Origin of the sequence: Rhizobium sp. BK049 (genome assembly GCF_014193135.1) — a bacterium.
In the GTDB taxonomy this organism is placed as follows: Bacteria; Pseudomonadota; Alphaproteobacteria; order Rhizobiales; family Rhizobiaceae; genus Rhizobium.
The window spans coordinates 1-23,481 of record NZ_JACHYV010000018.1 but is presented as its reverse complement, the minus strand read 5'-3'; the positions used below and the strand labels follow the sequence as shown (position 1 = coordinate 23,481).

General features: G+C 60.8%; 24 protein-coding genes and 1 pseudogene. 10 read left to right on the top strand and 15 right to left on the bottom strand.

The annotated features are described in order from the left end of the window. Positions 1-9 precede the first annotated feature (9 nt). The 3 genes from FHT70_RS18955 (at position 10) to FHT70_RS18945 (ending at position 778) form a co-directional block, all read left to right on the top strand. Entirely contained in the window at positions 10-165 is a 156-nt protein-coding gene (locus FHT70_RS18955) for a DUF3309 family protein (RefSeq protein ID WP_003543790.1), read from the top strand. Positions 166-191: 26 nt separating this feature from the next. Then, positions 192-452: a glycine zipper domain-containing protein gene (locus FHT70_RS18950; RefSeq protein WP_009991900.1), complete on the top strand. Its 261-nt coding sequence runs from the start codon at positions 192-194 to the stop codon at positions 450-452. Between the two features lie 167 nt (positions 453-619). Then, positions 620-778 carry a hypothetical protein gene (locus tag FHT70_RS18945; RefSeq protein ID WP_176536248.1) on the top strand — a complete coding sequence of 53 codons (159 nt, stop codon included), beginning with the start codon at positions 620-622 and terminating at the stop codon, positions 776-778. A 69-nt stretch (positions 779-847) separates the two neighbouring features. On the opposite strand, the gene FHT70_RS18940 is transcribed toward FHT70_RS18945, so the two are convergent. Together FHT70_RS18940 and FHT70_RS18935 are read right to left on the bottom strand one after the other, a co-directional pair. Beyond that, positions 848-1,573 (bottom strand): beta-ketoacyl-ACP reductase, encoded by a 726-nt coding sequence (locus FHT70_RS18940; protein ID WP_064805631.1) that lies wholly within the window; start codon positions 1,571-1,573, stop codon positions 848-850. Between the two features lie 67 nt (positions 1,574-1,640). After that, positions 1,641-2,822: an acetyl-CoA C-acetyltransferase gene (locus tag FHT70_RS18935; RefSeq protein WP_183703932.1), complete on the bottom strand. Its 1,182-nt coding sequence runs from the start codon at positions 2,820-2,822 to the stop codon at positions 1,641-1,643. A gap of 237 nt (positions 2,823-3,059) precedes the next feature. Here FHT70_RS18935 and phaR point away from each other — a divergent pair, with 237 nt between their 5' ends. Further along, entirely contained in the window at positions 3,060-3,635 is a 576-nt protein-coding gene (gene phaR / locus FHT70_RS18930) for a polyhydroxyalkanoate synthesis repressor PhaR (RefSeq protein ID WP_085860697.1), read from the top strand. Here the strand turns inward: phaR and FHT70_RS18925 are convergent. From FHT70_RS18925 to mtgA, 5 genes are all read right to left on the bottom strand, one after another. After that, positions 3,630-4,037, bottom strand: coding sequence for a hypothetical protein (locus FHT70_RS18925; protein ID WP_183703929.1), 408 nt, complete (start codon positions 4,035-4,037; stop codon positions 3,630-3,632). The two genes, phaR and FHT70_RS18925, sit on opposite strands and share 6 nt — an antisense overlap. Positions 4,038-4,176: 139 nt before the next feature. Then, positions 4,177-4,362 carry a 50S ribosomal protein L32 gene (gene rpmF, locus FHT70_RS18920; RefSeq protein WP_085779815.1) on the bottom strand — a complete coding sequence of 62 codons (186 nt, stop codon included), beginning with the start codon at positions 4,360-4,362 and terminating at the stop codon, positions 4,177-4,179. A gap of 156 nt (positions 4,363-4,518) precedes the next feature. Then, positions 4,519-5,166: a glutathione S-transferase family protein gene (locus FHT70_RS18915; RefSeq protein ID WP_183703926.1), complete on the bottom strand. Its 648-nt coding sequence runs from the start codon at positions 5,164-5,166 to the stop codon at positions 4,519-4,521. Then, on the bottom strand, positions 5,159-5,902 hold the full coding sequence (locus FHT70_RS18910; RefSeq protein WP_183703923.1) for a DUF1868 domain-containing protein: 744 nt from the start codon (positions 5,900-5,902) through the stop codon (positions 5,159-5,161). Before FHT70_RS18910 ends, FHT70_RS18915 begins: the two co-directional genes overlap by 8 nt. Before the next feature lie 96 nt (positions 5,903-5,998). Then, entirely contained in the window at positions 5,999-6,736 is a 738-nt protein-coding gene (mtgA, locus tag FHT70_RS18905) for a monofunctional biosynthetic peptidoglycan transglycosylase (RefSeq protein ID WP_183703922.1), read from the bottom strand. Between the two features lie 134 nt (positions 6,737-6,870). Here mtgA and FHT70_RS18900 point away from each other — a divergent pair, with 134 nt between their 5' ends. Continuing rightward, complete coding sequence (locus FHT70_RS18900; RefSeq protein ID WP_097598329.1) at positions 6,871-7,785, top strand: polyprenyl synthetase family protein; 915 nt, start codon at positions 6,871-6,873, stop codon at positions 7,783-7,785. 8 nt (positions 7,786-7,793) lie between these two features. Here the strand turns inward: FHT70_RS18900 and hisC are convergent, their stop codons facing one another. The 4 genes from hisC to FHT70_RS18880 all read right to left on the bottom strand — a co-directional run bounded on the left by hisC (position 7,794) and on the right by FHT70_RS18880 (position 12,252). Beyond that, a complete protein-coding gene (hisC, locus tag FHT70_RS18895; protein ID WP_183703918.1) occupies positions 7,794-8,855 on the bottom strand; it encodes a histidinol-phosphate transaminase in 1,062 nt (353 codons plus the stop codon). A gap of 16 nt (positions 8,856-8,871) precedes the next feature. Continuing rightward, positions 8,872-10,122, bottom strand: a complete 1,251-nt coding sequence (gene ispG / locus FHT70_RS18890) for a flavodoxin-dependent (E)-4-hydroxy-3-methylbut-2-enyl-diphosphate synthase (protein WP_183703915.1) — start codon at positions 10,120-10,122, stop codon at positions 8,872-8,874. Positions 10,123-10,217: 95 nt separating this feature from the next. After that, on the bottom strand, positions 10,218-11,411 hold the full coding sequence (locus FHT70_RS18885) for an MFS transporter (RefSeq protein WP_097598251.1): 1,194 nt from the start codon (positions 11,409-11,411) through the stop codon (positions 10,218-10,220). Between the two features lie 64 nt (positions 11,412-11,475). Next, the gene (locus tag FHT70_RS18880) at positions 11,476-12,252 is read right to left on the bottom strand and encodes a DeoR/GlpR family DNA-binding transcription regulator (RefSeq protein ID WP_097598250.1); all 777 of its coding nucleotides are present in this window, start codon (positions 12,250-12,252) and stop codon (positions 11,476-11,478) included. 206 nt (positions 12,253-12,458) lie between these two features. Here FHT70_RS18880 and FHT70_RS18875 point away from each other — a divergent pair, with 206 nt between their 5' ends. From FHT70_RS18875 to FHT70_RS18860, 4 genes are all read left to right on the top strand, one after another. Beyond that, entirely contained in the window at positions 12,459-13,328 is an 870-nt protein-coding gene (locus FHT70_RS18875) for a DMT family transporter (protein WP_183703912.1), read from the top strand. A 153-nt stretch (positions 13,329-13,481) separates the two neighbouring features. Continuing rightward, positions 13,482-14,255, top strand: a complete 774-nt coding sequence (locus FHT70_RS18870) for an amino acid ABC transporter substrate-binding protein (RefSeq protein ID WP_183703909.1) — start codon at positions 13,482-13,484, stop codon at positions 14,253-14,255. A 208-nt stretch (positions 14,256-14,463) separates the two neighbouring features. Beyond that, positions 14,464-15,144, top strand: coding sequence for an amino acid ABC transporter permease (locus tag FHT70_RS18865; protein WP_097598247.1), 681 nt, complete (start codon positions 14,464-14,466; stop codon positions 15,142-15,144). Beyond that, the gene (locus tag FHT70_RS18860; protein WP_085779805.1) at positions 15,141-15,902 is read left to right on the top strand and encodes an amino acid ABC transporter ATP-binding protein; all 762 of its coding nucleotides are present in this window, start codon (positions 15,141-15,143) and stop codon (positions 15,900-15,902) included. Before FHT70_RS18865 ends, FHT70_RS18860 begins: the two co-directional genes overlap by 4 nt. A gap of 56 nt (positions 15,903-15,958) precedes the next feature. Here the strand turns inward: FHT70_RS18860 and FHT70_RS18855 are convergent, their stop codons facing one another. The 3 genes from FHT70_RS18855 to FHT70_RS18845 form a co-directional block, all read right to left on the bottom strand. Further along, complete coding sequence (locus FHT70_RS18855; protein ID WP_085779804.1) at positions 15,959-16,531, bottom strand: NAD(P)H-dependent oxidoreductase; 573 nt, start codon at positions 16,529-16,531, stop codon at positions 15,959-15,961. Positions 16,532-16,720: 189 nt separating this feature from the next. Beyond that, positions 16,721-20,185 (bottom strand): pyruvate carboxylase, encoded by a 3,465-nt coding sequence (gene pyc / locus FHT70_RS18850; RefSeq protein WP_183703906.1) that lies wholly within the window; start codon positions 20,183-20,185, stop codon positions 16,721-16,723. Positions 20,186-20,358: 173 nt separating this feature from the next. Next, positions 20,359-21,114: a LuxR family transcriptional regulator gene (locus FHT70_RS18845; protein WP_183703903.1), complete on the bottom strand. Its 756-nt coding sequence runs from the start codon at positions 21,112-21,114 to the stop codon at positions 20,359-20,361. A gap of 382 nt (positions 21,115-21,496) precedes the next feature. Between FHT70_RS18845 and FHT70_RS18840 the strand changes: the two genes are divergently transcribed. After that, the gene (locus FHT70_RS18840) at positions 21,497-23,260 is read left to right on the top strand and encodes a glucan ABC transporter ATP-binding protein/ permease (protein ID WP_085779801.1); all 1,764 of its coding nucleotides are present in this window, start codon (positions 21,497-21,499) and stop codon (positions 23,258-23,260) included. Between the two features lie 122 nt (positions 23,261-23,382). On the opposite strand, the pseudogene FHT70_RS18835 reads toward FHT70_RS18840, so the two are convergent. Continuing rightward, positions 23,383-23,481: pseudogene (locus FHT70_RS18835) on the bottom strand (IS630 family transposase); the annotation flags it as partial.

Sequence of the window (23,481 nt, the reverse complement as noted above, 5' to 3'; positions counted from 1 at the left end):
AAAAACACCATGCTTGGCACGATACTTCTCGTTATCCTCATTCTGCTCTTGATCGGAGCTCTGCCAAACTGGGGTTATAGCCGTGGCTGGGGCTATGGACCTTCCGGCGGTTTGGGGCTAGTTCTCGTCATTATCATTATCCTTGTACTAATGGGCCGCATCTAAAGCCCGACAACTTGGGGAGTTACGACATGATGAAGAAGATTGTTCTTATCGGCGCGCTGGTGGGCGCTCTCGCATCCTGCACGGCGACCGAACAGGGCACGGCGATCGGCGCCGGCACCGGTGCGGTCATCGGTGGCGCGGTCACCAACAGCTGGGGTGGTGCCGCTGTCGGCGCGGTTGCCGGCGGTCTGACCGGCGCCCTGATCGGCCAGTCGGTCGAACGCCGCGGCTACTGCATCTATCGCGACCGCTACGGCCGCCGCTACGAGGCTCGTTGCCGCTACTGACCGACAAGTCATATCGGACTCCCAACGGGCGCTTCGGCGCCCGTTTTCTTTGCCGGCGCGTTCGTCAATGTGACGTTGACGAACGGTCGTGAAAGTCAAATCTACCGGCGCCCACTAGCTTGGCGCATATTTCCTTCGTGAGCGCAGGCACTGAAAGGAATATTTGCATGGACCAGATTGTCCTGAATTCCACCGTCGCTATTCTCGTTGCCGCGGCTTTCCTGACATCCGCGGTCTCAGCTCTTCGCAGCGGAGATCGCTCGCGGCAGCGAGTGCCTGTCAAGATTCGGGTGCAGCGAGACCGGAACACCGGCAAGCGCTTCTGAGCTCCCGAACAAAAACCAAAGGCGCGTCCTGCAACGCGCCTTTGCAAATCAACAAACGTTCGTCCTGTCTTAAACGAAGAATTGCCCACCATTGGCCGTCAGCGTCGAACCGGTGATGAAACCAGCATCGTCGGAGACGAGGAAGGTGACGCAGCGGGCAATTTCCTCGGGCTCGCCGAGCCGGCCGACCGGGATCTGCGGAATGATGCGTTCATTCAGCACTTTCTCCGGCACGGCAAGCACCATTTCCGTTCCGATATAACCGGGGCAGATGGCATTGACGGTGATGTTTTTCGCCGCCCCTTCCTGAGCAAGCGCCTTGGTAAAGCCGAGATCGCCCGCCTTGGCCGCCGAATAGTTCGCCTGGCCCATCTGGCCCTTCTGGCCGTTGATCGACGAGATATTGACGATGCGGCCGAAGCTGCGGTCGCGCATGCCGCTCCAGACCTGATGCGTCATGTTGAACAGGCCGGTCAGATTGGTGTTGATCACCTCGTGCCACTGCTGCGGCGTCATCTTGTGGAACATCGCGTCGCGGGTGATGCCGGCATTGTTGACGAGGATTTCGACCGGCCCGATCTCGCGTTCGACCTTGGTGATCCCTTCACCGCAGGCAGCGTAGTCCGAAACATCCCATTTGAATACCGCAACGCCGGTGACGTCGTGAAAGGCATGAGCCTTCTCGTCATTACCGGCATAAGTGGCCGCAACCCTGTAGCCGGCATTTTTCAGCGCCATGGATATCGCTGCGCCGATGCCGCGTGTACCTCCGGTGACCAGAGCCACTCTGCTCATGTTCCGCTCCCCTCTGTGTTTTCGCCTGCTCGTGGCGGCATTTAATCAATGACGGATCGTATGCTGTTTAAAGTGCTTCAAAGCACATGGCGACGCCCATACCGCCGCCGATGCAAAGCGTGGCGAGGCCCTTCTTCGCGCCGCGGCGCTTCATCTCGAACAGCAGGGTGTTGAGAATGCGCGCGCCGGAGGCGCCGATCGGATGGCCGATCGCAATCGCCCCGCCATTGACGTTGACGATCGACGGATCCCAGCCGAGATCCTTAGTGACAGCGCAAGCCTGTGCCGCGAAGGCTTCGTTGGCCTCGACGAGATCGAGATCGTTCACAGACCAGCCGGCCTTTTCGAGCGCCTTGCGCGACGCCGGGATCGGGCCGGTGCCCATGATGGACGGATCGACGCCCGCCGTTGCCCAGGAAACGATGCGGGCAAGCGGCTGAATGCCGCGCCGCGCCGCTTCCGCCTCGCTCATCAGCACGGCGGCGGCAGCGCCGTCGTTGAGGCCGGAGGCATTGGCGGCGGTAACCGTGCCTTCCTTGTCGAAGGCCGGACGAAGCTTGCCCATCGCCTCAAGCGTCGCGCCGTGGCGGATATATTCGTCGGAATCGACGGTCACGTCGCCCTTACGCGTCTGGATAACGTAGGGAATGATCTCGTCGGTGAAGCGGCCGGCCTTCTGCGCGGCCTCAGCCTTGTTCTGCGAGGCGACGGCGAACTGATCCTGGTCATCGCGCGACAGCTGCCACTGCCGTGCGATATTCTCGGCGGTAATGCCCATATGGTAACCGTGAAAAGCGTCGGTCAGGCCGTCCTTGATCATCGTATCGACCATCTTCATGTCGCCCATCTTCGTGCCGCTGCGCAAATGCGCAGCATGCGGCGCCATCGACATGGATTCCTGGCCGCCGGCAACGATGATGCTGGCATCGCCGGTGGCAATCTGCTGCATTCCGAGCGCGACGGCGCGCAGGCCCGAGCCGCAAAGCTGGTTGACGCCCCAGGCCGTTGCCTCCTTGGGAATACCGGCCTTGATCGCCGCCTGGCGGGCCGGGTTCTGGCCTTCACCCGCGGCCAAGACCTGGCCGAGGATCACCTCATCCACCTCGCCGGCATCGACACCGGCACGCGCGAGCGCGCCCTTGATGACGGCCGCGCCGAGTTCATGCGCGGGGACCGTTGCAAAAGCGCCGTTGAACGAGCCGACTGCGGTTCGACCTGCGCTGGCGATGACGACGGATGAATTGCTCATGGGGTGGCTCCTCGTTTTTCGTCTTACTTACATAAGGGGAAACTGGCAAAGCTTTGAGCACAAGTCAAACGGGAAGACCGGTCGCCGCCATTTTTCGGCGGCAGCCGTCAAGGCCGATTCGTTTGATCTGCTAAAGGTTTGCCGCAACGCACAAAGAGATTGTCACCGGCCTTCTTTTGCGTTTACAGTCTGAAGTGGAGGAACATCCAAAATCAGACGGGGGTTCAGGAGACTGATATGGCGAAGAATGAGGGTCAGATTGTCATCAAGAAATACGCCAATCGCCGCCTGTACAATACAGGCACCAGCACCTATGTGACGCTGGAAGATCTGGCGGAGATGGTGAAGAAGGGCGAAGACTTTACCGTCCAGGACGCAAAAAGCGGGGACGACATCACCCATTCAGTGCTGACGCAGATCATCTTCGAGCAGGAATCTAAAACCGGCAACACGCTGCTTCCGATCTCCTTCCTGCGCCAGCTCATCACCTATTACGGTGACCAGATGCAGATGGTCGTGCCGAGCTTCCTCGAACATTCGATGCGCGCCTTCAGCGAACAGCAGTCCCAGATGCGCGAACAGGTAAACCGCGCCTTTGGCGAGACGCCGCTCGGCAAGAACCTGCAATTGCCGATGCAGATGGTCGAGGACCAGGTTCGCCGCAATACCGAGCTGTTTCAGCAGGCAATGCAGATGTTTTCGCCATTCATGGCGCCGCCAGCGGCCAAGGAAAGCCGCAAGGCCGAGGCCAAGGACATCGACGAGTTGAAGGAGCAGCTCCGCGCTCTCCAGAATAAACTCGACAACCTATAGTCCGATCGAAACATCCCGCCCGGCGCTCCGGATCGAAACGGCAAAACCGCCGATCACATCGATCAGAGCGATCGTCATCAAAATGAAGAACACCTGCGTCGCAGCGTCCTGGACGAGCAGAAACTCGACCAGGAAGGCGATGAAGACCAGCATCGACAATATGTGATTGAGCAGGTTGCCAGGCCCGGTTCGCGTTGCTTTCAGGATTTCGAAGAACAACACGACGAGGGCAACGACAATGAAGAGATCGCCGAGCGCCATGCTCCAGATCGCGCCCGAGAGCATCGACAGCACGATAATGTCATGCTCCAAGGCGGCGATGCCGCCGCCGCCCATCAGGCCGAGCATCGCCAGATTGTAAAGAATAAACGGAATAATCATCAGCGGCATTGCGGCTACCATCGGCAATCTCCTTGCGCAGCAAGAATACTGCCGCAAACCGCTGTCCTACTGCAAGTCGTTGCAATATTATCTTGCCGAAATGCAAAAGGCCGGCATGAAGCCGGCCTTGAAACTTGCGATCGGACGAGCCGGTCGGAAATTACGCGCCTTCCTTCGGCGTCAGAACCTGACGGCCGCGATACATGCCGGTCTTCAGGTCGATATGATGCGGGCGGCGCAGTTCGCCGGAATTCTTGTCTTCGACGTAGGTCGGAGCTTTCAGCGCATCAGCCGAACGGCGCATGCCGCGCTTGGACGGGCTCGTTTTTCTCTTCGGTACAGCCATTTTTCTTACTCCACTTGCGGGCAAAACATTCCCACGGCCAGACTGGCGGCCGAAACGGACATGTCGCGATTTCGGAAATTTTGCGCGCTTATACATGCAACGGGCGGCCTTGACCAGTCCCCATGCGTATTTTTTGCGACGCCGATGATTCGAGCCTCAGACCTCGTCTTCCGCCACGATCCAAGGCTCGGCCCGGGCGGCCTCTTCCCATTTCCGCCAGGCCGGATGCGCCTTCATCGTCTCCATATAGGTGAGTGTATCCTTTCGGTTGACGAGATCATAGACGTCGAACCGGTTGACCACAGGCGCAAACATCGCATCCGCGCCACTGAAGCGCCCAAATAGAAACGGTCCCCCGGATTTCTGCAGAAAGTCTCGCCAGATCGTCTCGATACGGCTGACATCGGCGTCGATGTCGTCAGGCAATGCGATCGTCCCCTTCGGCCGGCGAATATTCATCGGGCAGGCATTGCGCAGGGCTCGGAAGCTCGAGAGCATTTCCATCGAAGCGGACCGGGCAAGCGCCCGGTCGGCGCGATCATTGGGGAGAAGGCCGGCATCCGGGTAAAGCTCGGCGGCGTATTCGATGATCGCCCAAGATTCCCAGATTTTCAATTCACCATGCTGCAGAAGCGGCACGCGGCCAGTCGGTGAGGCCGCCTTGATCCTGGGATTGCCACTGGGATAGTCGAACGGAATCAGGACTTCCTCGAAATCGACGCCGGCGCCCTTCAGCGCCATCCACGGCCGAAACGACCAAGAGGAGTAGTTCTTGTTGGCGATGTAGAGCGTCGGTCTATCCATGGTCCCCTCCCGGTCCGGCGTCGAAATCGAAGATCAGCAGTTCGTGGAAATGGTTCATGTCCTCGTACACGCAGAATGCCGGTGGCGTCAGCTCGAAAACGGGGACTTTGCGGCTGACGTCCTCGACCACGTCGTCGAGTATCGCCTGCCAGCGCGGCAGGGCTTCGTCCTCCAGCCAGTCGATAGGATAGGCGAAAGTGACGTGGAACTTGTAGTCCGCATGGTTCGGCTGCCGATAGCCGAGAAGATCGGCAAAGGCGTCGCGCCAGGCGCGCATGATCCCGCGGTCCTTCTCCGTCGCCCCATCGACAAGCAGACCCGAGGGACGAGCACCGATGACCGCGACATTGAAGGGCTCGGCCATCGAAAAACTGTCGAGACGCGCGGCCAGCAGCGCGGTCATGTCGTCGATCGGCGTGTCGAGAGGGAGGTCTGCAGGCCAGCAGTCCTGCCGGCGCCTGGTCTCAATGACGCCTTCGAAAAGCGTCATGTGAAGGCTCGAGATCGGCGTGAAGAGAAATTGCGACGCCTCGGGCATCGCCAGATATTTTTCACGCGCCTCGATCAGTGCCGTGAGCGTCGTTGAACCTTTCTCGGGATGACAGACGATGGTGTTGCCGGCTTCGGGCAGGAAACCGCCGATCCTGCGATAGCGGCTGCCGAGATGGGGAGGTGGGTTTTGATTGTGCGTCTTCGAGTAAAGGAGAAGTTCGGGAGAAAAGGTCGGGGCTGTCATGGGCGATTCGGGGGCTCTGGTTGGATTGCATTCGCCCATATGGCAGAACCAAGAATGTCAGATGACGGCCACCGCTTCTAATGACAAGTTGTGATCTTATTCATAGATGCACTTGATGTAGTCGCCCGAACCCTGCGCACGCCTCTCGATGACGCCGGCAAGCCGGCGAAGGCCTCGTCCGGGCTTCCCGGCATTGCGGTCGATCGGGTTGGGCAGCGAAACGGCGAGCAGCGATGCCTGGCGTCGCGTCAGCTTCGAGGCCGGCACCTTGAAATGATGCTGGGCGGCGGCCTCGATGCCGTAAATGCCGGGGCCCCATTCGGCGATATTGAGATAGATTTCCATCAGCCGCCGTTTCGACAGGACGAAATCCGTGGTGACGGCGAGGGGAAGCTCCATCGCCTTGCGCACGAAGGAGCGGCTGTTCCAGAGGAAGAGGTTCTTGGCCGTCTGCATCGGGATTGTGCTGCCGCCGCGTGTCGCCTGACCTTTCAGCGTGTCCTCGACCAGCATCCGCATCTCTGCCCAGTCGACGCCGCCGTGGAAGCAATATTGACCATCTTCCGACATCATCACCGATTGCACCAGGACCGGAGAGATCTCATCCAGCGACACCCATCTGCGGTCATAGCCGCGCAGCAGCACCAGATCGCGCAGCATCAGCGTCGAGACGGGATGGATGAAGGGCAGCAGGTAGAGGAAGATCAGCGCGTAAGGAAGGATCAGCACGGCCAGAACGGCAAGACCGACGCGTCTCAGCACAGGCCGATCTTCGAACCATCGCCGACGGGCCGGCATGTCGGCGATATCCTCTCTCTCCGTCGCTATATCCAATGTCCCCAGCCCATTTCGCTCCCTTTCGTTCTCATAACGCCTGTGAGCCGCTTATGCCAGAGGACAAGGGAAATCTTGCGGCAGTCATCGACAATTCCGTTGCAAGCCCCGATGCCCCATGCCAAACAGCGCCCATGGACGCGAACCGGAACACTTTCGAGACGAGGCTTAGCAACAACGCCCGCGAAATCGAGGCGCTGCTCGATACATTGCTTTCGCCGAGCCCTCTTTCCGATGAAATCGTCAGGCCTGACACCCTGCGCAGCGCCATGCATTATGCCGTGCTGAATGGCGGCAAGCGATTGCGCCCATTCCTTGTGGCCGAAAGTGCGGCCCTTCTCGGCGGCGATGTGCAGGCGGCCCTTCGGGTCGGCGCCGCACTCGAATGCGTTCACTGCTATTCTCTCGTGCATGACGACCTGCCGGCCATGGACGATGACGACCTGCGCCGCGGCAAACCGACAGTGCACGTCAAGTTCGATGAAGCCACCGCGATCCTCGCCGGCGACAGCCTGCTGACCTATGCTTTCGACATTGTTGCCGCGCCGGAAACCGCCCTTCCCGATACGAGCAAAGCGGCGTTGGTGCTGGCGCTCGCCCGCGCAGCCGGTCTCGGCGGCATGGCCGGCGGCCAGGCGCTCGATCTGGCGGCGGAAAAGCAGGCTCCCGACGAAGCCGGTATCATCCGTCTGCAGGCGATGAAAACAGGCGCGCTGATCCGCTTCGCCTGCGAGGCGGGCGCCATTATCGCGGCAAGCCCGCCCGAAGATCGCCGCCGCCTGCGTGCCTTCGGCGAAAAGATCGGCCTCGCCTTCCAACTCGCCGACGACATCCTCGACCTGACCTCGGATGCTGAGACCATGGGCAAGGCGACCGGCAAGGATGCGGCCCGCGGCAAGGGAACGCTGGTGGCGCTTCACGGCATGGAATGGGCCGAGACCGAGCTCCGCCGGCATGTGCGCGATGCCGAGGACCTGCTCGCCCCCTACGGGGCGCGCGCCTCCACCCTCACCGCCGCTGCGCATTTCATCGCCGACCGCAAGAGCTGAGGCGAAGGTCAGGCCGCCAATATCTCCTTGAGGGCGGAAACCAGGCGGGCGCATTCCTCGTCGGTGCCGATGCTGATGCGCAGGAATTCCGAAATGCGCGGCTCGGCGAAACGCCGGACGAGGACGCCACGCTCCCGCAGCTCGGTCAGAAGTGCAACGCCCGGCCGGCTTGCGTGCCTCGCAAAAGTGAAATTCGCCTGCGACGGCAGCACCTCGAAATCCAGTGCCTCAAGCTCCCGGACGAGGCGTTGCCGGCTGGCGATGATTTTCCGCCGGCATGTCTCGAACCAAGCCTCGTCTCTGATCGCCGCCGTCGCCCCGACCTGTGCCAGGCGATCGAGCGGATAGGAATTGAAGCTGTCCTTGACGCGCACCAGCGCCTCGATCAGGTCCCGGTGCCCCAGTGCGAAGCCAACGCGCAGACCTGCGAACGAACGAGATTTCGACAAGGTCTGGATGACCAAAAGGTTGGGATAGCGAGAAATGAGCGGAACTGCGCTTTCGCCGCCGAAATCGACATAGGCCTCGTCGATCACGACTACCGCATCCGGATGAGCAGCAAGAAGCGTCTCGATCCCGGTCCGCGGCAGGCCGATACCCGTCGGCGCGTTCGGATTGGGGATGATGATCGCGCCGCACGGTCTGTCGTAATCGGACAGCCGGATCCGGAACCGATCGTCGAGCGGTATCTCGATAGTCTCGACGCCATATAGCAGGCTATAGGTCGGATAGAAGCTGTAAGTCACATCGGGATAGAGAAGCGGCAGATCGTGGTTCAGCAGCGCCTGGAACGTATGGGCGAGAACCTCGTCGGAGCCGTTGCCGACGAACACTTGTTCGCTCGTCAGCCCCAAACGGGCGGCGATCGCCTCGCGCAACTCGGTGGCGGCGGGATCGGGGTAGAGCCGCAGGCGGTCGTCTGTCGCTTGCCTGATCGCCTCGATCGCCTTTGGGGACGGCCCGTATGGATTCTCATTGGTATTGAGCTTGACCAGGCCGGGAATACGCGGCTGCTCCCCCGCGACGTAGGGCCGAATCTTGCTGACATTATCAGACCAATACCGGCTCATTCGAACGCGCGGGCCTTCATTCCGCAGCCGTCCGCCGGCCGAAGCGCTTCTCGATATAGTCGACGACAAGCGCCTCGAAGTCGGCGGCGATATTGGGGCCGCGCAGTGTCAGCGCCTTCTTGCCGTCGATAAAAACGGGAGCGGCCGGCGTCTCGCCGGTGCCGGGAAGCGAGATGCCGATGTCGGCATGTTTGCTTTCGCCCGGTCCGTTGACAATGCAGCCCATGACGGCGACGTTCAGCGCCTCGACGCCGGGATATTTCTCGCGCCAAACCGGCATGTTCTTGCGGATGTCGTTCTGGATGTTCTGGGCCAGTTCCTGGAAGACCGTCGAGGTCGTGCGCCCGCAGCCGGGACAGGCGGCGACGACCGGCACGAACTGCCGGAAGCCCATGACCTGCAGGATTTCCTGCGCCACCTGGACCTCGCGGGTACGGTCGCCGTTCGGCTCGGGCGTCAGCGAGACGCGGATCGTATCACCGATGCCGTGCTGCAGCACGAAGCCCATGGCAGCCGACGAAGCGACGATGCCCTTGCTGCCCATGCCGGCTTCGGTGAGGCCGAGATGCAGCGCGTGATTGGAACGTTCGGCGAGCATGGAATTGACGGCGATCAGGTCCTGCACCTGGCTGACCTTGGCCGACAAGATGATGCGGTTGCGCGGCAAGCCGATCTCCTCGGCAAGGGCGGCCGACAGCAGCGCCGACTGCACGATCGCCTCGCGCGTCACCTGCCGTGCCGAAAGCGGCGAGCCGGCCTCGGCATTCTGATCCATCAGCGCCGTCAACAGGTCCTGATCGAGCGAGCCCCAGTTGACGCCGATGCGTACCGGCTTGTCAAAGCGGATCGCCATCTCGATGATCTCGGCGAACTGTTTGTCCTTCTTGTCCTTGAAGCCGACATTGCCGGGATTGATGCGGTATTTCGCCAACGCCTCGGCGCAGGCAGGATGATCGGCAAGCAGCTTGTGGCCGATATAGTGGAAGTCGCCGATCAGCGGCACGTCCATGCCGAGCCGCAGCAGCCGCTCGCGGATTTTCGGCACGGCGGCGGCACTCTCGTCGCGGTCGACGGTGATACGCACCAGTTCCGAACCCGCCCGGTGCAGGGCTGCGACTTGCGCAACGGTCGAATCGATATCGGCGGTATCCGTATTCGTCATCGATTGCACGACAATCGGCGCACCACCACCGACAATGACGCCGCCGACATTGACGGCGACGGAAGCGCGGCGCGGTTTCGGATCAAAATCGGCGGCTGACAACATGCAGAGTTCTTGCACCCCTAGAAACAGTGCCTTTCAGGTGGATCAAGCCCGGCTCCTTGTCAACCGCCGACTATATCACTTTTGTTTGGAGGCGCTCAGTGGCCGCCTCCGGAGACCCCATCGGCATAATGGGCCAGCTTGGAGAACATGAGAACGAACAGCAGCAGCACTGGCAGCGCCATGAAGACGACGGCAAAGCCGATATGTTCGGCAACGAAGCCGATCACCGACGGCGCGACCAGCATGCCGGAATAGCCCATCGTCGTAACCACCGAGATGCCGATGCCGGGTTTGAGACCGGGTATATTGCCCGCAGCCGAGAAAGCGATCGGCACCATGTTTGAAATGCCGATGCCGCAAAGCGCAAAGCCCAGAATGGCGATCTCAGCGTCCGGCGCAAGGCTCGCAAGCAACATGCCGACGATGGCAAAGAGCGTGCAGATGCGCAGTGTCTTGACCCCTCCGAGGCGGTCGCGCACCAGGTCGCCGGCAAAGCGCATGGTCGCCATGGTCGCCGAAAAGGCTGCGAAACCGAGACCGGAAAGCGCCACCGACGCATCCATGTCCTGCCGGAGATAGAGCGCACCCCAATCCAGAACCGCGCCTTCCGGCACCATGGAGAACAGCGCCATCAAGCCGAGCAGCCACGGCAGCGGCACCATCGGCAGCCTCGTCTTCTCCTTTTTCGCATCGGGATGGGGTGGATCCGCAAGGATCATCGGCCAGGCGACAGCGAGGAAGATCGCCGCCAGCGCAGTCGCGAGCTGGGCATGGCCGAGAACGCCGAGTTTGGCAATCACGATGCCGCCGAGGCCCGAGCCGATCAAGCCGCCGAGGCTCCAGAAAGCATGGCAGGATGACATGATGGCCCGCCGCATGGATTTTTCGACGGACACCGCATTGGCGTTCATCGCCACATCCATGGCGCCGATGAAGCCGCCGAACAGGAAGAGCGAGATTGCCGCGGTAAACACATTCGGCGCGAGCGTCAGAGCCAGGAGCAGCGGCAGCACGCAGACGGCGGTTGCCCGTACAACGACGCGAGAGCCGTGCCTGGCGATCTGCGCGCCGGCGATCGGCATCATGACCAGCGAGCCGACACCGAAGACGATGATCATCAGCCCAAGCTCGAACTTGCTCAGCCCGAGACGCTCGGCAAAATCCGGAATCTTCGGTGCCCAGCAGCCGACGACAAAGCCGTTCATGAGAAAGAGCAGGGAAACCGCTGCCCTGCTTCTGGTAATGAAGCCGCTGCGGACCCCCGACGGCGCATTCACATGACTGTCCATTTTCGGTCTTTCCTCGCTAACGGGCTTGGGAGCGCCCGCTTTTTCTAAACTCCGTGACGACGGCTCAGTTCGTTTTTTCGGCGATGACGGTCCGGCAGCCGCGCTCGCGATAACCCGCAAGAATGGCGGGATCGGCATCGTGCTCGACGACCAAGCATTCGCAATGCGCAACCGGAAGGATGCTGTGGGGCGCAGCCGTGCCGAATTTCTCCGAAGTTACCGCCGCCATAACCCTTTTGCTTCTCGATGTTGCAAACCGCTTGAATTCCGCATCCTCGAATCCGAAGGTGGTGATGCCGGCCTCGAGATCGATGCCGCAGGCGCCGAGAATGCAGAGATCGGGCGAAATCTGCTCCATATCCCGCAAGGCCTTTGCGCCGAGCGCTCCACCTGTCTGCCGGTCCATCATGCCGCCGATCAGGATGACGTTGACGGCGGGCTTGTCGATCAGCGCTGCGGCAATCACCGGCGCATTGGTCGCAGCCGTCAGTTCAAGTTCGGCAGGCAGGGCGTTGGCAATCGCCAGATTGGTGCTGCCGGCATCGAAGAACACGCACGAACCGGCAGTGATCTGCTTCGCGGCAGCCCGCGCCAAGGCCTGCTTGCGGTCGGCGGCAAATCCCGTGCGCTGCGTCAGGCTTCCATGCGCCGGCGAAACCGGCAGCGCGCCCCCATAGACCCGCTCGCAGAGGCCCGCCGCCGCCATCTCACGCAGGTCGCGCCGCACCGTATCCTCGGAGACGCCGAATTCGAGCGCAAGTTCCGCCGCCAGCACGCGGCCATTCAGCCGCAGCCGTTCGGAAATGACGCCTTGGCGCTCTCGTAACAGAAAATCCTGCATGTTCCTACCGAATCTGCGTGTGAAGTATGGACAACGTGCATAACCGTTTACGACCGTGCAGGCAATATGCGCGATCACACGTTTTCTGACGCGGTGATACAAAGCGCCACCACCGGGCGAACTTACTATTGACCGGCCCAGTAGGCAGGATTATCGATTCACCATTCCCGATTCCCGCCGGCAAACCCGCCCCCTGGTGCGTCCCCGTGAAAAATCCCGTCAGCCTGGGCATTCTGCTCACGAGCCTCGCCTACATGGCGTTCACGTTCCATGATGCGATCATCAAGATCCTGACTTCAAGCATTCCCGTCTGGCAGATCCTGTTTTTTCGCAGCCTTACGATCCTGCTCGGTTGTCTCGCCTATGGTCGCGTCAGGCTCATCCGTCAGACAATGACATCGCCGATCATAAAACCAATGATTGCCCGCAGTATCCTTCTCCTTTGCGCCTGGCTTTCTTACTACTCCGCCGCAAGCCGCCTGCAACTGGCCGAAGTCACCACGCTTTATTACGCCGCACCCGTCGTCGGCACCTTGCTTGCATGCTTCGTTCTGAAGGAGGACGTCATGCCAGCGCGATGGCTGGCCGTTGGCGTCGGTTTCGTCGGCGTGCTCATCGCCTGCGACCCGATCGGTCTCACTGTTTCCTGGCCCGTGTATCTGGCGCTACAGGCGGCGGTCCTCTGGGCGGCGGCCATGGTGCTGCTGCGCAAGACCTCGCTGCACGAAAAGACCATCGTCCAGCTTGCGGTTTCGAACGTCTTTTTCCTCGCCATGACGGGCATTGCCGTTCCTTACACTTGGCAGACACCCGACATGACGCAGTTGGGGCTTCTCATCGCAACCGGCGTAGTCGCCGGCTGTGCGCAGTTCGCCCTCTTCGAGGGAATGCGACAAGCACCCGTCTCCGTGCTTGCGCCGTTCGAATATACGTCTCTCGTCTGGGCCTTCGTCCTCGGCTATCTGATCTGGGGCGATATCCCACCGCCGAATGTCGTCGGCGGCGCGGCGATGATCCTCGGCGCCGGTTTGATCACCATCGTCAGCGAAAGGCTGCGCCGCCGGGCCGCGGTGTGATGCCCGTTTCCATGGAATTGATGCTTCAGAAGACGGCTTGAGAAAAATATTCGCAGTTGCCGCTTTTATTCGCAGTTTTCTACGCTTCCGGCGCCCTAGTTTTCTGCAAAGTATCGCTCATCCGATCGCAACCTCCCAAGGATGGATAGAACAATGAACTGGTTGAAAACCGTCGCCGCCGCTGCCCTTATTCAAGCCGCAGCCCTCCTGCCCGCCCATGCGGGCGAAAACCTCGCCGCCATCAAATCGGCCGGCGTCTTCAAGATCGGCACCGAGGGCACCTATGCGCCCTTCACCTATCATGACGAAAGCGGCAAGCTCGTCGGCTTCGACGTGGAGATCGGCGAAGCCATCGCCGCCAAGCTCGGCGTCAAGGCCGAGTTCGTCGAAGGCAAGTGGGACGGCCTCATCGCCGGCCTCGACGCCAAGCGTTACGACACTGTCATCAATCAGGTCGGCATCACCGAAGCCCGCAAGCAGAAATACGATTTCTCCGAGCCCTATATCGCTTCCAAGGCCGTGCTGATCGTCCGCGACGGCGACGACAGCATCAAGACCTTCGCCGACCTGAAGGGCAAGAAATCAGCGCAGTCGCTGACCAGCAACTTCGGCAAGATCGCTACCGAATCCGGCGCCGAACTCGTGGGCACCGATGGTTTCGACCAGTCGATCCAGCTTGTGCTGACCAAACGCGCCGATGCGACGATCAACGACAGCCTCTCCTTCCTCGACTTCAAGAAGCACAAGCCGGACGCGCCGGTAAAGATCGCCGCCGAGCAGGAAAATGCCGATTACTCCGGCATCATCATCCGCAAGAACGAGCCGGAACTGCTGGAAGCGATCAACAAGGCGCTCGCCGATATTAAGGCCGACGGCACTTACAAGAAGATCGCCGACAAATATTTCGGCCAGGACGTTTCGAAGTAAGCTTCGTCTAAAAAACTCCCCTCCCTCCCCACAAGGGGAGGGGCTTTGGCCGGGAGACCGCCTCACCTCAAAATAGACGTCCCGACTTGCAGTTCGGTGGTCATTTCATGCAGCGCGGGAGGCAGATTAAGTCCCTGCCCCTTGTGGGAAGCGGTTGGGGAGGGGTATTTCGAAGTATTGCTGCTCAACCGACGAGAGGGAATATCCCTTGCCGCACTGGCTCCAACTGATGGCGGAATCGCTTCCCTCGCTCCTCTGGGCGGGATTGATCTTCACCATTCCACTGACGCTGCTCTCCTTCGTCTTTGGTCTGATCCTCGGCCTGATCACGGCGATCGCCCGCCTTTTCGGCCCGACGCCCGTCGCGGCGATTGCCCGTTTCTATGTCTGGGTCATTCGCGGCACGCCGCTGCTCGTCCAGCTCTTCGTGATCTTTTACGGGCTGCCGAGCATCGGCATCCTGCTCGACGCCTTTCCTGCCGCCCTGATCGGCTTTACCCTGAATATCGGCGCCTACAGCTCCGAAATCATCCGCGCGGTCATCTCCTCCGTGCCGAAGGGCCAGTGGGAAGCGGCCTATTCGATCGGCATGAGCTGGCGCCAGGCGATGAGCCGGACGATCCTGCCGCAGGCAGGCCGCGTCGCCGTGCCGCCTCTGTCGAACACCTTCATCTCGCTGGTCAAGGATACCTCGCTTGCCGCCGCCATCACCGTGCCGGAGCTCTTCCAGGCGGCACAACGCATCGTCGCCACCACCTACGAGCCGCTGATCCTTTATATCGAGGCGGCGCTGATCTATCTCGTCCTCAGCTCCGTCCTCTCGCAGCTGCAGGTGCGGCTGGAACGCCGTTTCGCGCGTTATGGCGGCATGCTGGAGGCAAACGCATGATCGAGCTTTCCAACATCGAAAAGCGCTTCGGCGATGCCGTCATTCTGAAGGATATCAGCATCCGCATTCCCGAGGGCAGCGTCACCGCGCTCGTCGGGCCGTCCGGTGGTGGCAAGAGCACGCTACTGCGCTGCATCAACCTGCTCGAAATCCCGACATCAGGCGCGATCCGCCTCGGTGAGGAAGAGCTTTCCTTCGCGCCCGGCAAACGCTTGGGATGGCAGGCGATCCAGAAAATCCGCCGTCAGACCGGCATGGTCTTCCAGAACTTCCAGCTCTTCCCGCATCAGACCGCGATCGAAAACGTCATGGAAGGTCTGGTCACGGTGCTAAAATGGCCGAAGGCGAAATCGCGCGAACGCGCCATGGAACTGCTGACCAAGGTCGGAATGGCACACAAGACCGATGCCTGGCCTTCGACCTTATCGGGTGGTCAGCAGCAACGCGTGGCAATCGCTCGGGCGCTTGCGCCGTCGCCGCGGGTGCTTCTCTGCGATGAGCCGACCTCGGCGCTCGATCCGGAACTTTCGGCGGAGGTGGTCGATGTGCTGGGCCAGCTTGCCCGCGAAGGCACGACGATGGTCATGGCCACCCATGATCTCCGACTCGCCTCGAAAATCGCCAACGACGTCGTCTTCCTGGAAGCCGGGAGCGTGGTCGAAACCGGCAGTGCGAAAGCTATTTTCAGCGCGCCTAAGCGCGAGCGTACCAAGCGCTTCATCTCGACGATCAACGCCGCCCATACATACGACATCTGAACTGTCTCACGTGAATCGTGATTCACGTGAGACGCTTTTGATTTAAGAGGCCTGCCTCAGGCCGAGGTGACGACCGAACGCGCCGCCTTCAACGCATTGCCCCACCACACGAGCTGATCGAGCTGGTTCTTGGCCGCCTCGTTGAGGTGCGGGTAATCGCCAAGGCTCTTGCCTTCCTTGAGCACGCTCAGATATTCGCTGAAAGCGATGTGCACGCCCGTTTTCACCGAGGCGGCGCCCATTTCCACGAAGATCAGCCGAAGCTGCTCGACGGCGCGCGCACCGCCAACGCCGCCGTAACCGACGAAGGCGACTGGCTTCTGAATGAATTCGCCGAGATCAATAGCGTTCTTCAGAACCGCCGTCGGCGCATGATTGTACTCGGCAACGGTGAATATGTAGCCGTCAAATTCGCGCAGCTTCTTCTTCCAGCGCTCGGCGGTGTCGCTTTCCGCCGTGGTGGCGCGCTCTTCGCCGAAGAAATGCATGGGATAGTCGAGAAGATCGAGAACCTCGACTTCCAGATCGGAGCGTTGGCCGACGAGCCCGGCAATCCATTTTGCTGGATGTTCGGCGAAACGGCCAATACGAGTGCTTCCGACAATGACAGCGATCTTCAATTTGCTCATGAAATTGTTTCCTGATTGATCTTGGGAGAGGCAGGCAGGCAAGTCTACGAAAAAGCCTCCCCGCCGGGCAAGGCGAGGAGGCCATTTGCTTTTCGAAAAAGCCGGCCTTTTAACAGCCTGGCTCTACACAATCGGGTGATCAGCCCGACTTGGCAAGGACGGGCGGACGAAACCTTGCGTGCCGTTTGCTCATCCGCCGTAAACCACCAGCAGATCCTTCGCGTCGATCTGGTCGCCGGCTTTGACCAGCACTTCGGCAATGGTGCCGTCCTTTTCGGCGTGGATCGCGGTTTCCATCTTCATAGCCTCGATGGAGACAAGCACGTCACCGGCGCTGATGGCCTGGCCCGGCGAGGCGAAGACGCGGCTGATGACGCCGGGCATCGGCGCGCCGACATGGGCGGCGTTGCCGACCTCGGCCTTGCGGCGCACGGCCGCCCCGGTCGCCCCATGGGCCCGATCGGGCACCTTGATGCGGCGCGGCTGGCCGTTGAGCTCGAAGAAGACGGTGACCATGCCCTGGCTGTCGGTTGCGCTCATCGCCTGGTTGACGATAACGAGCGTCTTGCCCTTCTCGATATCTGCAAACAGTTCCTCGCCGTCCGCCAACCCGTAGAAATAGGCGGGCGTCGGCAGTACCGAAACCGGGCCGTAGGTATCGGAGGCAAGCGCAAAGTCGGTGAAGACCTTCGGATACATCAGATAGGAAGCGAATTCGAAGTCGCTGACCTCGCGCTCCAGCTTCTTCTCGATGACCTTGCGTTCCGCATCGAGATCGGCTTCCTTCAGCAGTGAGCCCGGACGCACCGTATAGGGTTTTTCGCCCTTCAATGCCTTCTTCTGCAGCGCTTCCGGCCATCCAGACGGTGGCTGGCCGAGATCGCCCTTCAGCATCGACACCACTGATTCCGGGAAGGAAACCTCGCGGTCGGGGCTGACGACATCGGCAACGGTCAGGTCCTGGGAGACCATCATCAGCGCCATGTCGCCGACCACCTTCGAGGAGGGCGTCACCTTGACGATGTCGCCGAACATCTGGTTGGCGTCGGCATAGGCCTGCGCCACTTGGTGCCAGCGGGTTTCCAGCCCCAGCGAGCGGGCCTGCTCCTTCAGGTTGGTGAACTGGCCGCCAGGCATCTCGTGGAGATAGACTTCGGAGGCTGGCCCTTTGAGATCGCTTTCGAAGGCGGCATACTGGTTGCGCACCGCTTCCCAATAGAAGGAGATGCGGCGGATCCATTCCGGATCGAGGCCGGGGTCGCGCTCGGAGCCGGAGAGTGCCTCGACGATGGAGCCGAGACAGGGCTGCGAGGTATTGCCGGACAGCGCATCCATCGCCGCATCGACGGCATCGACGCCGGCTTCGACCGCGGCAAGAACGGTCGCCGCCGCAATGCCTGAGGTATCATGCGTGTGGAAGTGGATCGGCAGACCGGTCGCCTCGCGCAGCGCCTTGAACAAAACTTTCGCCGCCGCAGGCTTCAACAGGCCCGCCATGTCCTTCACAGCGATGATATGGGCGCCGGCCTTTTCGAGCTCGACGGCAAGGCCGGTATAGTACTTCAGGTCGTATTTCGGCCGCGCCGAATTCAGGATGTCGCCAGTATAGCAGATCGCCGCTTCGCAGAGCTTGTTCTCCTCGGCAATGGCATCCATCGATACCCGCATATTCTCCACCCAGTTCAGGCAGTCGAAGACGCGGAAGAGATCGATGCCGCCCTTGGCGGCCTGGCGGACGAAGTATTTGACGACATTGTCGGGATAGTTGGTGTAGCCCACGCCGTTGGCGCCGCGCAGCAGCATCTGCAGGAGCAGGTTCGGCGCCCCCTCGCGGATCAGCGCCAACCGCTCCCACGGATCTTCCGTGAGGAATCGCATCGAGACGTCGAAGGTGGCGCCGCCCCAGCATTCGAGCGAGAGTAGGTTCGGCAGCGCATGCGCATAGGTGCCGGCAATGCGGGCAATGTCATAGGTGCGCATGCGGGTGGCGAGCAGCGACTGGTGGCCGTCGCGCATCGTCGTGTCGGTCAGAAGCACCCGCTTCTCCTTGCGCATCCACTCGCCGAACTGCTTCGGACCAAGCGTGTCGAGAAGCTGCTTCGTGCCGTCCTTCACCCCATTGCCATTGGCATAGGGCACCACCGGCTTGGCGGCATTTTCCTGCGGCTTCGGCCGGTCCTTGGCCTCGGGATGGCCGTTGACGGTGACGTCGGCGAGATAGGTCAGGAGCTTCGTCGCGCGGTCCTGGCGCTTGACCTGCTGGAAGAGCTCCGGCGTCGTGTCGATGAAGCGGGTGGTGTAGCTGTTGTCGCGGAATTTCGGATGGCCGATGATCGCTTCGAGGAAGGTCAGATTGGTGGCGACGCCGCGGATACGGAATTCCCGCAGCGCCCGGTCCATGCGGGAAATCGCTTCCAGCGGGTTCGGCGCCCAGGCCGTGACCTTGACGAGCAGCGGATCGTAATAGCGGGTGATGATGGCGCCGGAATAGGAGGTACCGCCGTCGAGGCGGATACCGAAGCCGGAGGCCGAGCGATAGGCGGTGATGCGGCCGTAATCCGGAATGAAATTATGCTCCGGATCTTCCGTCGTCACGCGGCACTGCAGGGCGTGACCGTTGAGACGGATCTCTTCCTGCTTCGGCACGCCGGATTGCGGCGTGCCGATCGCATAGCCGTCGAGGATGTGGATCTGCGCCTTGACAATATCGATGCCGGTGACGACTTCGGTCACCGTGTGCTCGACCTGGATGCGCGGATTGACTTCGATGAAGTAGAATTTGCCGGTATCGGCATCCATCAGATATTCGACGGTGCCGGCGCCGATATAGTTCGTCGCCTCTGCGATCTTCAGCGAATAGGCGGCGAGTTCCTGGCGCTGGGCTTCCGAAAGATAGGGTGCCGGCGCGCGCTCGACAACCTTCTGATTGCGGCGCTGAACGGAACAGTCGCGCTCGAAGAGATGCACGACATTGCCGTGGGTGTCGCCGAGGATCTGGCTTTCGACGTGGCGAGCGCGCTCGACGAGCTTTTCGAGATAGACCTCATCCTTGCCGAAGGCGGCCATTGCCTCGCGCTTGGCTTCCGTGACTTCCTTGGCGAGATCGGCCTCGGAACGGATGACGCGCATGCCGCGACCGCCACCGCCCCAGGAGGCCTTCAGCATGACGGGATAGCCGATCTCGGCGGCCATTCTGGCGACTTCCTCCATATCGTCCGGCAGCGGTTCGGTCGCCGGCACGACCGGCACGCCGACGGAGATCGCCAGATTACGCGCCGCCACCTTGTTGCCGAGCTGGCGCATCGTATCGGCCTTCGGGCCGATGAAGATGATGCCGGCCTTGTTGCAGGCATCGACGAATTCCGGGCTTTCCGACAAGAGGCCGTAGCCCGGATGGATGGCGTCGGCACCGGAAAGCTTGGCGACGCGGATCACCTCGTCGATCGACAGATAGCTTTCGATCGGCCCGAGATCGCGGGCAAGATGCGGGCCGCGGCCGACCTGATAGCTCTCGTCCGCCTTGAAGCGGTGCAGCGCCAGCTTGTCCTCTTCCGCCCAGATCGCCACCGTTTTTATTCCAAGCTCGTTGGCCGCGCGGAACACGCGAATGGCTATTTCGGAGCGGTTAGCAACGAGTATCTTGGATATGGGCAAAACGGTCTCCTCCGTCGTTCAGACACGGGCATGCTGCACCCGCGAAGAAAATTCTTAACTTCTTGTCACGGGAAGTTCAATTTCTCTTGCGACTGCGAAACGCACTTTCTCGCCATGCAGCGCATGTCGGCCGTCAGTATGCAGCGATTTCGACGGAGTGGATAAGGAAAAGTCTAGCTTAGCAGACCGTGGCGGAAGGCAAGCGCCACTGCCTGCTGCCTGTTCTTTGCCTTCAGCTTGGCCTGCAGACCGTTCATATACCAGTCAACGGTATGGTTTGAGATCTTCAGCATTTTGCTGATCTCCATCGACGTCATGCCTTCGGCGAGATAGTGGAGGATTTCCATCTCGCGCCGCGTCAGCGGCGTCTCGGTCGGCAGCACCGCTTCCAGCGCCTCGGCCTCGCCTTTCAGGTCGAGTAATCGCCAGAAGGTCTTGCGCGCCACGGCCTCAAGCAGCGCGATTTCCACCGGCGACAGATCGATCGGCTTGCCGCCGAGGCTGAGGCTGCCGAGAATGCCGTTGCGCCCGTGAATCGGAAAGAGATAGCCGTCCTCCAATCCGTGGCCGAAGGCATCGACCATCATCTGCTCCATGCGGCGCTGATGCACGTCACCGTCGAAGGCTGCCATGCTCTCCCGCCAGCGGAAAGGCCGTTGCGCATGCGCGAGAAAACGCACCATCGGATCGATCCGGACATATTTTTTTGCGGCATATATCTGTAGCCATTGTTCCGGCCAGCGGCCGGCAAGCGGGGCGGCGCGCAGTTCGATATTCTGCTGCGCCGGGCCTTGCTGCAAATGTCGCAGCAGACCGTAATATTCGAAACCGGAACCGTGGAGGGCCTGCTCGAGTTCGGTGACGACGGCGTCCGGATCTGGGCACTCTTCCAGAATTACAAGCAATTGAATTAAAGAATTAATATTCACAAATAGCGCCTTTGTCCGGACTAAATGCCCGCAGGCCGTTGGCGGCTGTTCAGATTGGTCGCGTAACGGTCTTCTGCAGAAAATGCAGTCTCTAATTTAATGCTGCGCTAAACATTGATTAAAATGCAAGCGCAAATTGTTGCGAGATATAATCATGGTGGAATTCCGGCGCCAGACCCCGCTGCCGAAAAATCTGATGAGCCCGAGAAAGTCTCTCTGTTCTATCCTATTGAGGCAGCTTCAATTTCATCGCAGATGCGATCGCGCGATCAAGTTAACAACCCGACGGGCGGATTCCCGAATACTCCGTTAATCGCCGGTTCAGGTAGCCTTTTGTAGCATCCCACCATTCCCGTTTTCGCAGATGCACAAGAGGTTAGACGTGTCGCTATTCAAGGTCTATGCAAGAGCTCTGCGCTATCTTGGCGCTTACAAGCTCCGCGTATCCCTGGTCGTTATCGCCAACATTGTTCTGGCGACCATCACCATTGCGGAACCGATCCTGTTCGGTCGCATCATCGATGCGATATCGGGCAAGGGCGAAGTCAAACCCATCCTCTTCATGTGGGCTGGTTTCGCCGTGTTCAATACTGTCGCCTTCGTTCTGGTATCCCGCGAGGCCGACCGGCTTGCCCATGGCCGGCGGGCAACGCTGCTGACGGAAGCCTTCGGGCGCATCATTTCCATGCCGCTTGCCTGGCACCATCAGCGCGGCACCTCCAACGCGCTGCATACGCTGCTGCGGGCCTGCGAGACGCTGTTCGGCCTCTGGCTTGAGTTCATGCGCAACCACCTGTCGACGGTCATTGCGCTGGCCCTGCTGGTGCCGACCGCAATATCGATGGACTTGCGCCTCTCTGCCGTGCTGATCGTGCTTGGCATCGCCTATTGGCTGATCGGCCGCGTGGTCATGAGCCGCACCAAGGATGGCCAGGCTTCGGTCGAAAACCACTACCATACCGTCTTCTCGCATGTCAGCGACTCGATCAGCAACGTCTCCGTTCTGCATAGCTACAACCGCATCGAAGCGGAAACCAAGGCGTTGAAGTCCTTCGCCAACCGCCTGCTCGAAGCGCAATATCCGGTGCTCGACTGGTGGGCGCTCGCCAGCGCGCTGAACCGCATGGCCTCGACCATCGCAATGATGGTGGTTCTGATCATCGGCACGATGCTCGTCCAGTCCGGCCAGCTGCGCGTCGGTGACGTCATTGCCTTCATTGGGTTTGCCAACCTGCTGATTGCCCGTCTCGACCTGATGCGTCAGTTCGCTACGCAGATCTTCGAGGCCCGCTCCAAGCTGCAGGATTTCTATACGCTTGAGGATTCGGTGCGCGATCGTGAAGAGCCGGCCGGCAATGGTGAGATCAAGAACGTCAAGGGTGCGGTTGAATTCCGCGACGTCTCCTTCGGATTCGGCAACAGCTCGCAGGGCCTGCACAATGTCTCCTTCTCGGTGAAGGCAGGCCAGACGGTCGCCATCGTTGGCCCGACCGGCGCCGGCAAGACGACACTGGTCAACCTGCTGCAGCGCGTCTACGACCCGCAGGGCGGCCAGATCCTCGTCGACGGCACCGATATCACCAAGGTGACCCGAAAGTCGCTCCGTCGCCATATCGCTACCGTCTTCCAGGATGCGGGCCTGCTGAATCGTTCCATCAGCGACAATATCCGCCTCGGCCGCGAAGGTGCGAGCGAGGAGGACATGCGCCGTGCTGCCGAAGCCGCCGCCGCCGCCGATTTCATCGAGACCCGTGAAGATCGTTACGATACCCATGTCGGCGAACGCGGCAACAAGCTCTCCGGTGGTGAACGCCAGCGCATTGCGATCGCCCGCGCCATCCTCAAGGATGCGCCGATCCTGGTGCTCGATGAAGCGACCTCGGCGCTCGACGTCGAGACCGAAGCGCGCGTCAAGGCCGCGATCGACAATCTGCGGCAGAACCGCACCACCTTCATCATCGCCCACCGCCTCTCGACGGTCCGCGAAGCCGATATGGTGCTCTTCCTCGATGATGGACGTGTCGTCGAGCAGGGCGGATTCGATGAGCTCAGCCACAGCAACGGCCGCTTCGCCGCGCTGCTGCGCGCCAGCGGCATCCTGACGGACGAGGAAGTCCGCAAGGCCCACACCACCGAAGCCGCCTGAGCGCTTCGGGTTACAGAACAAGGCCGGAAGGGCAGGCGCTCTTCCGGCCTTTTGTTTTTCTTGGGGAGCGGAAGGCCGCGTAGCTCCCTCTATCCCGCCGGCCACCCCCTACCTAGAGCCTTTCACGTTTTGACGGAAGCATAGCCCGCATTTGAGAAGTAGTTGGCGCATTCCTCTGGCTTGATGGTGTCGGCGAGTAAGCCCAGATGGCGCCAGGTTTC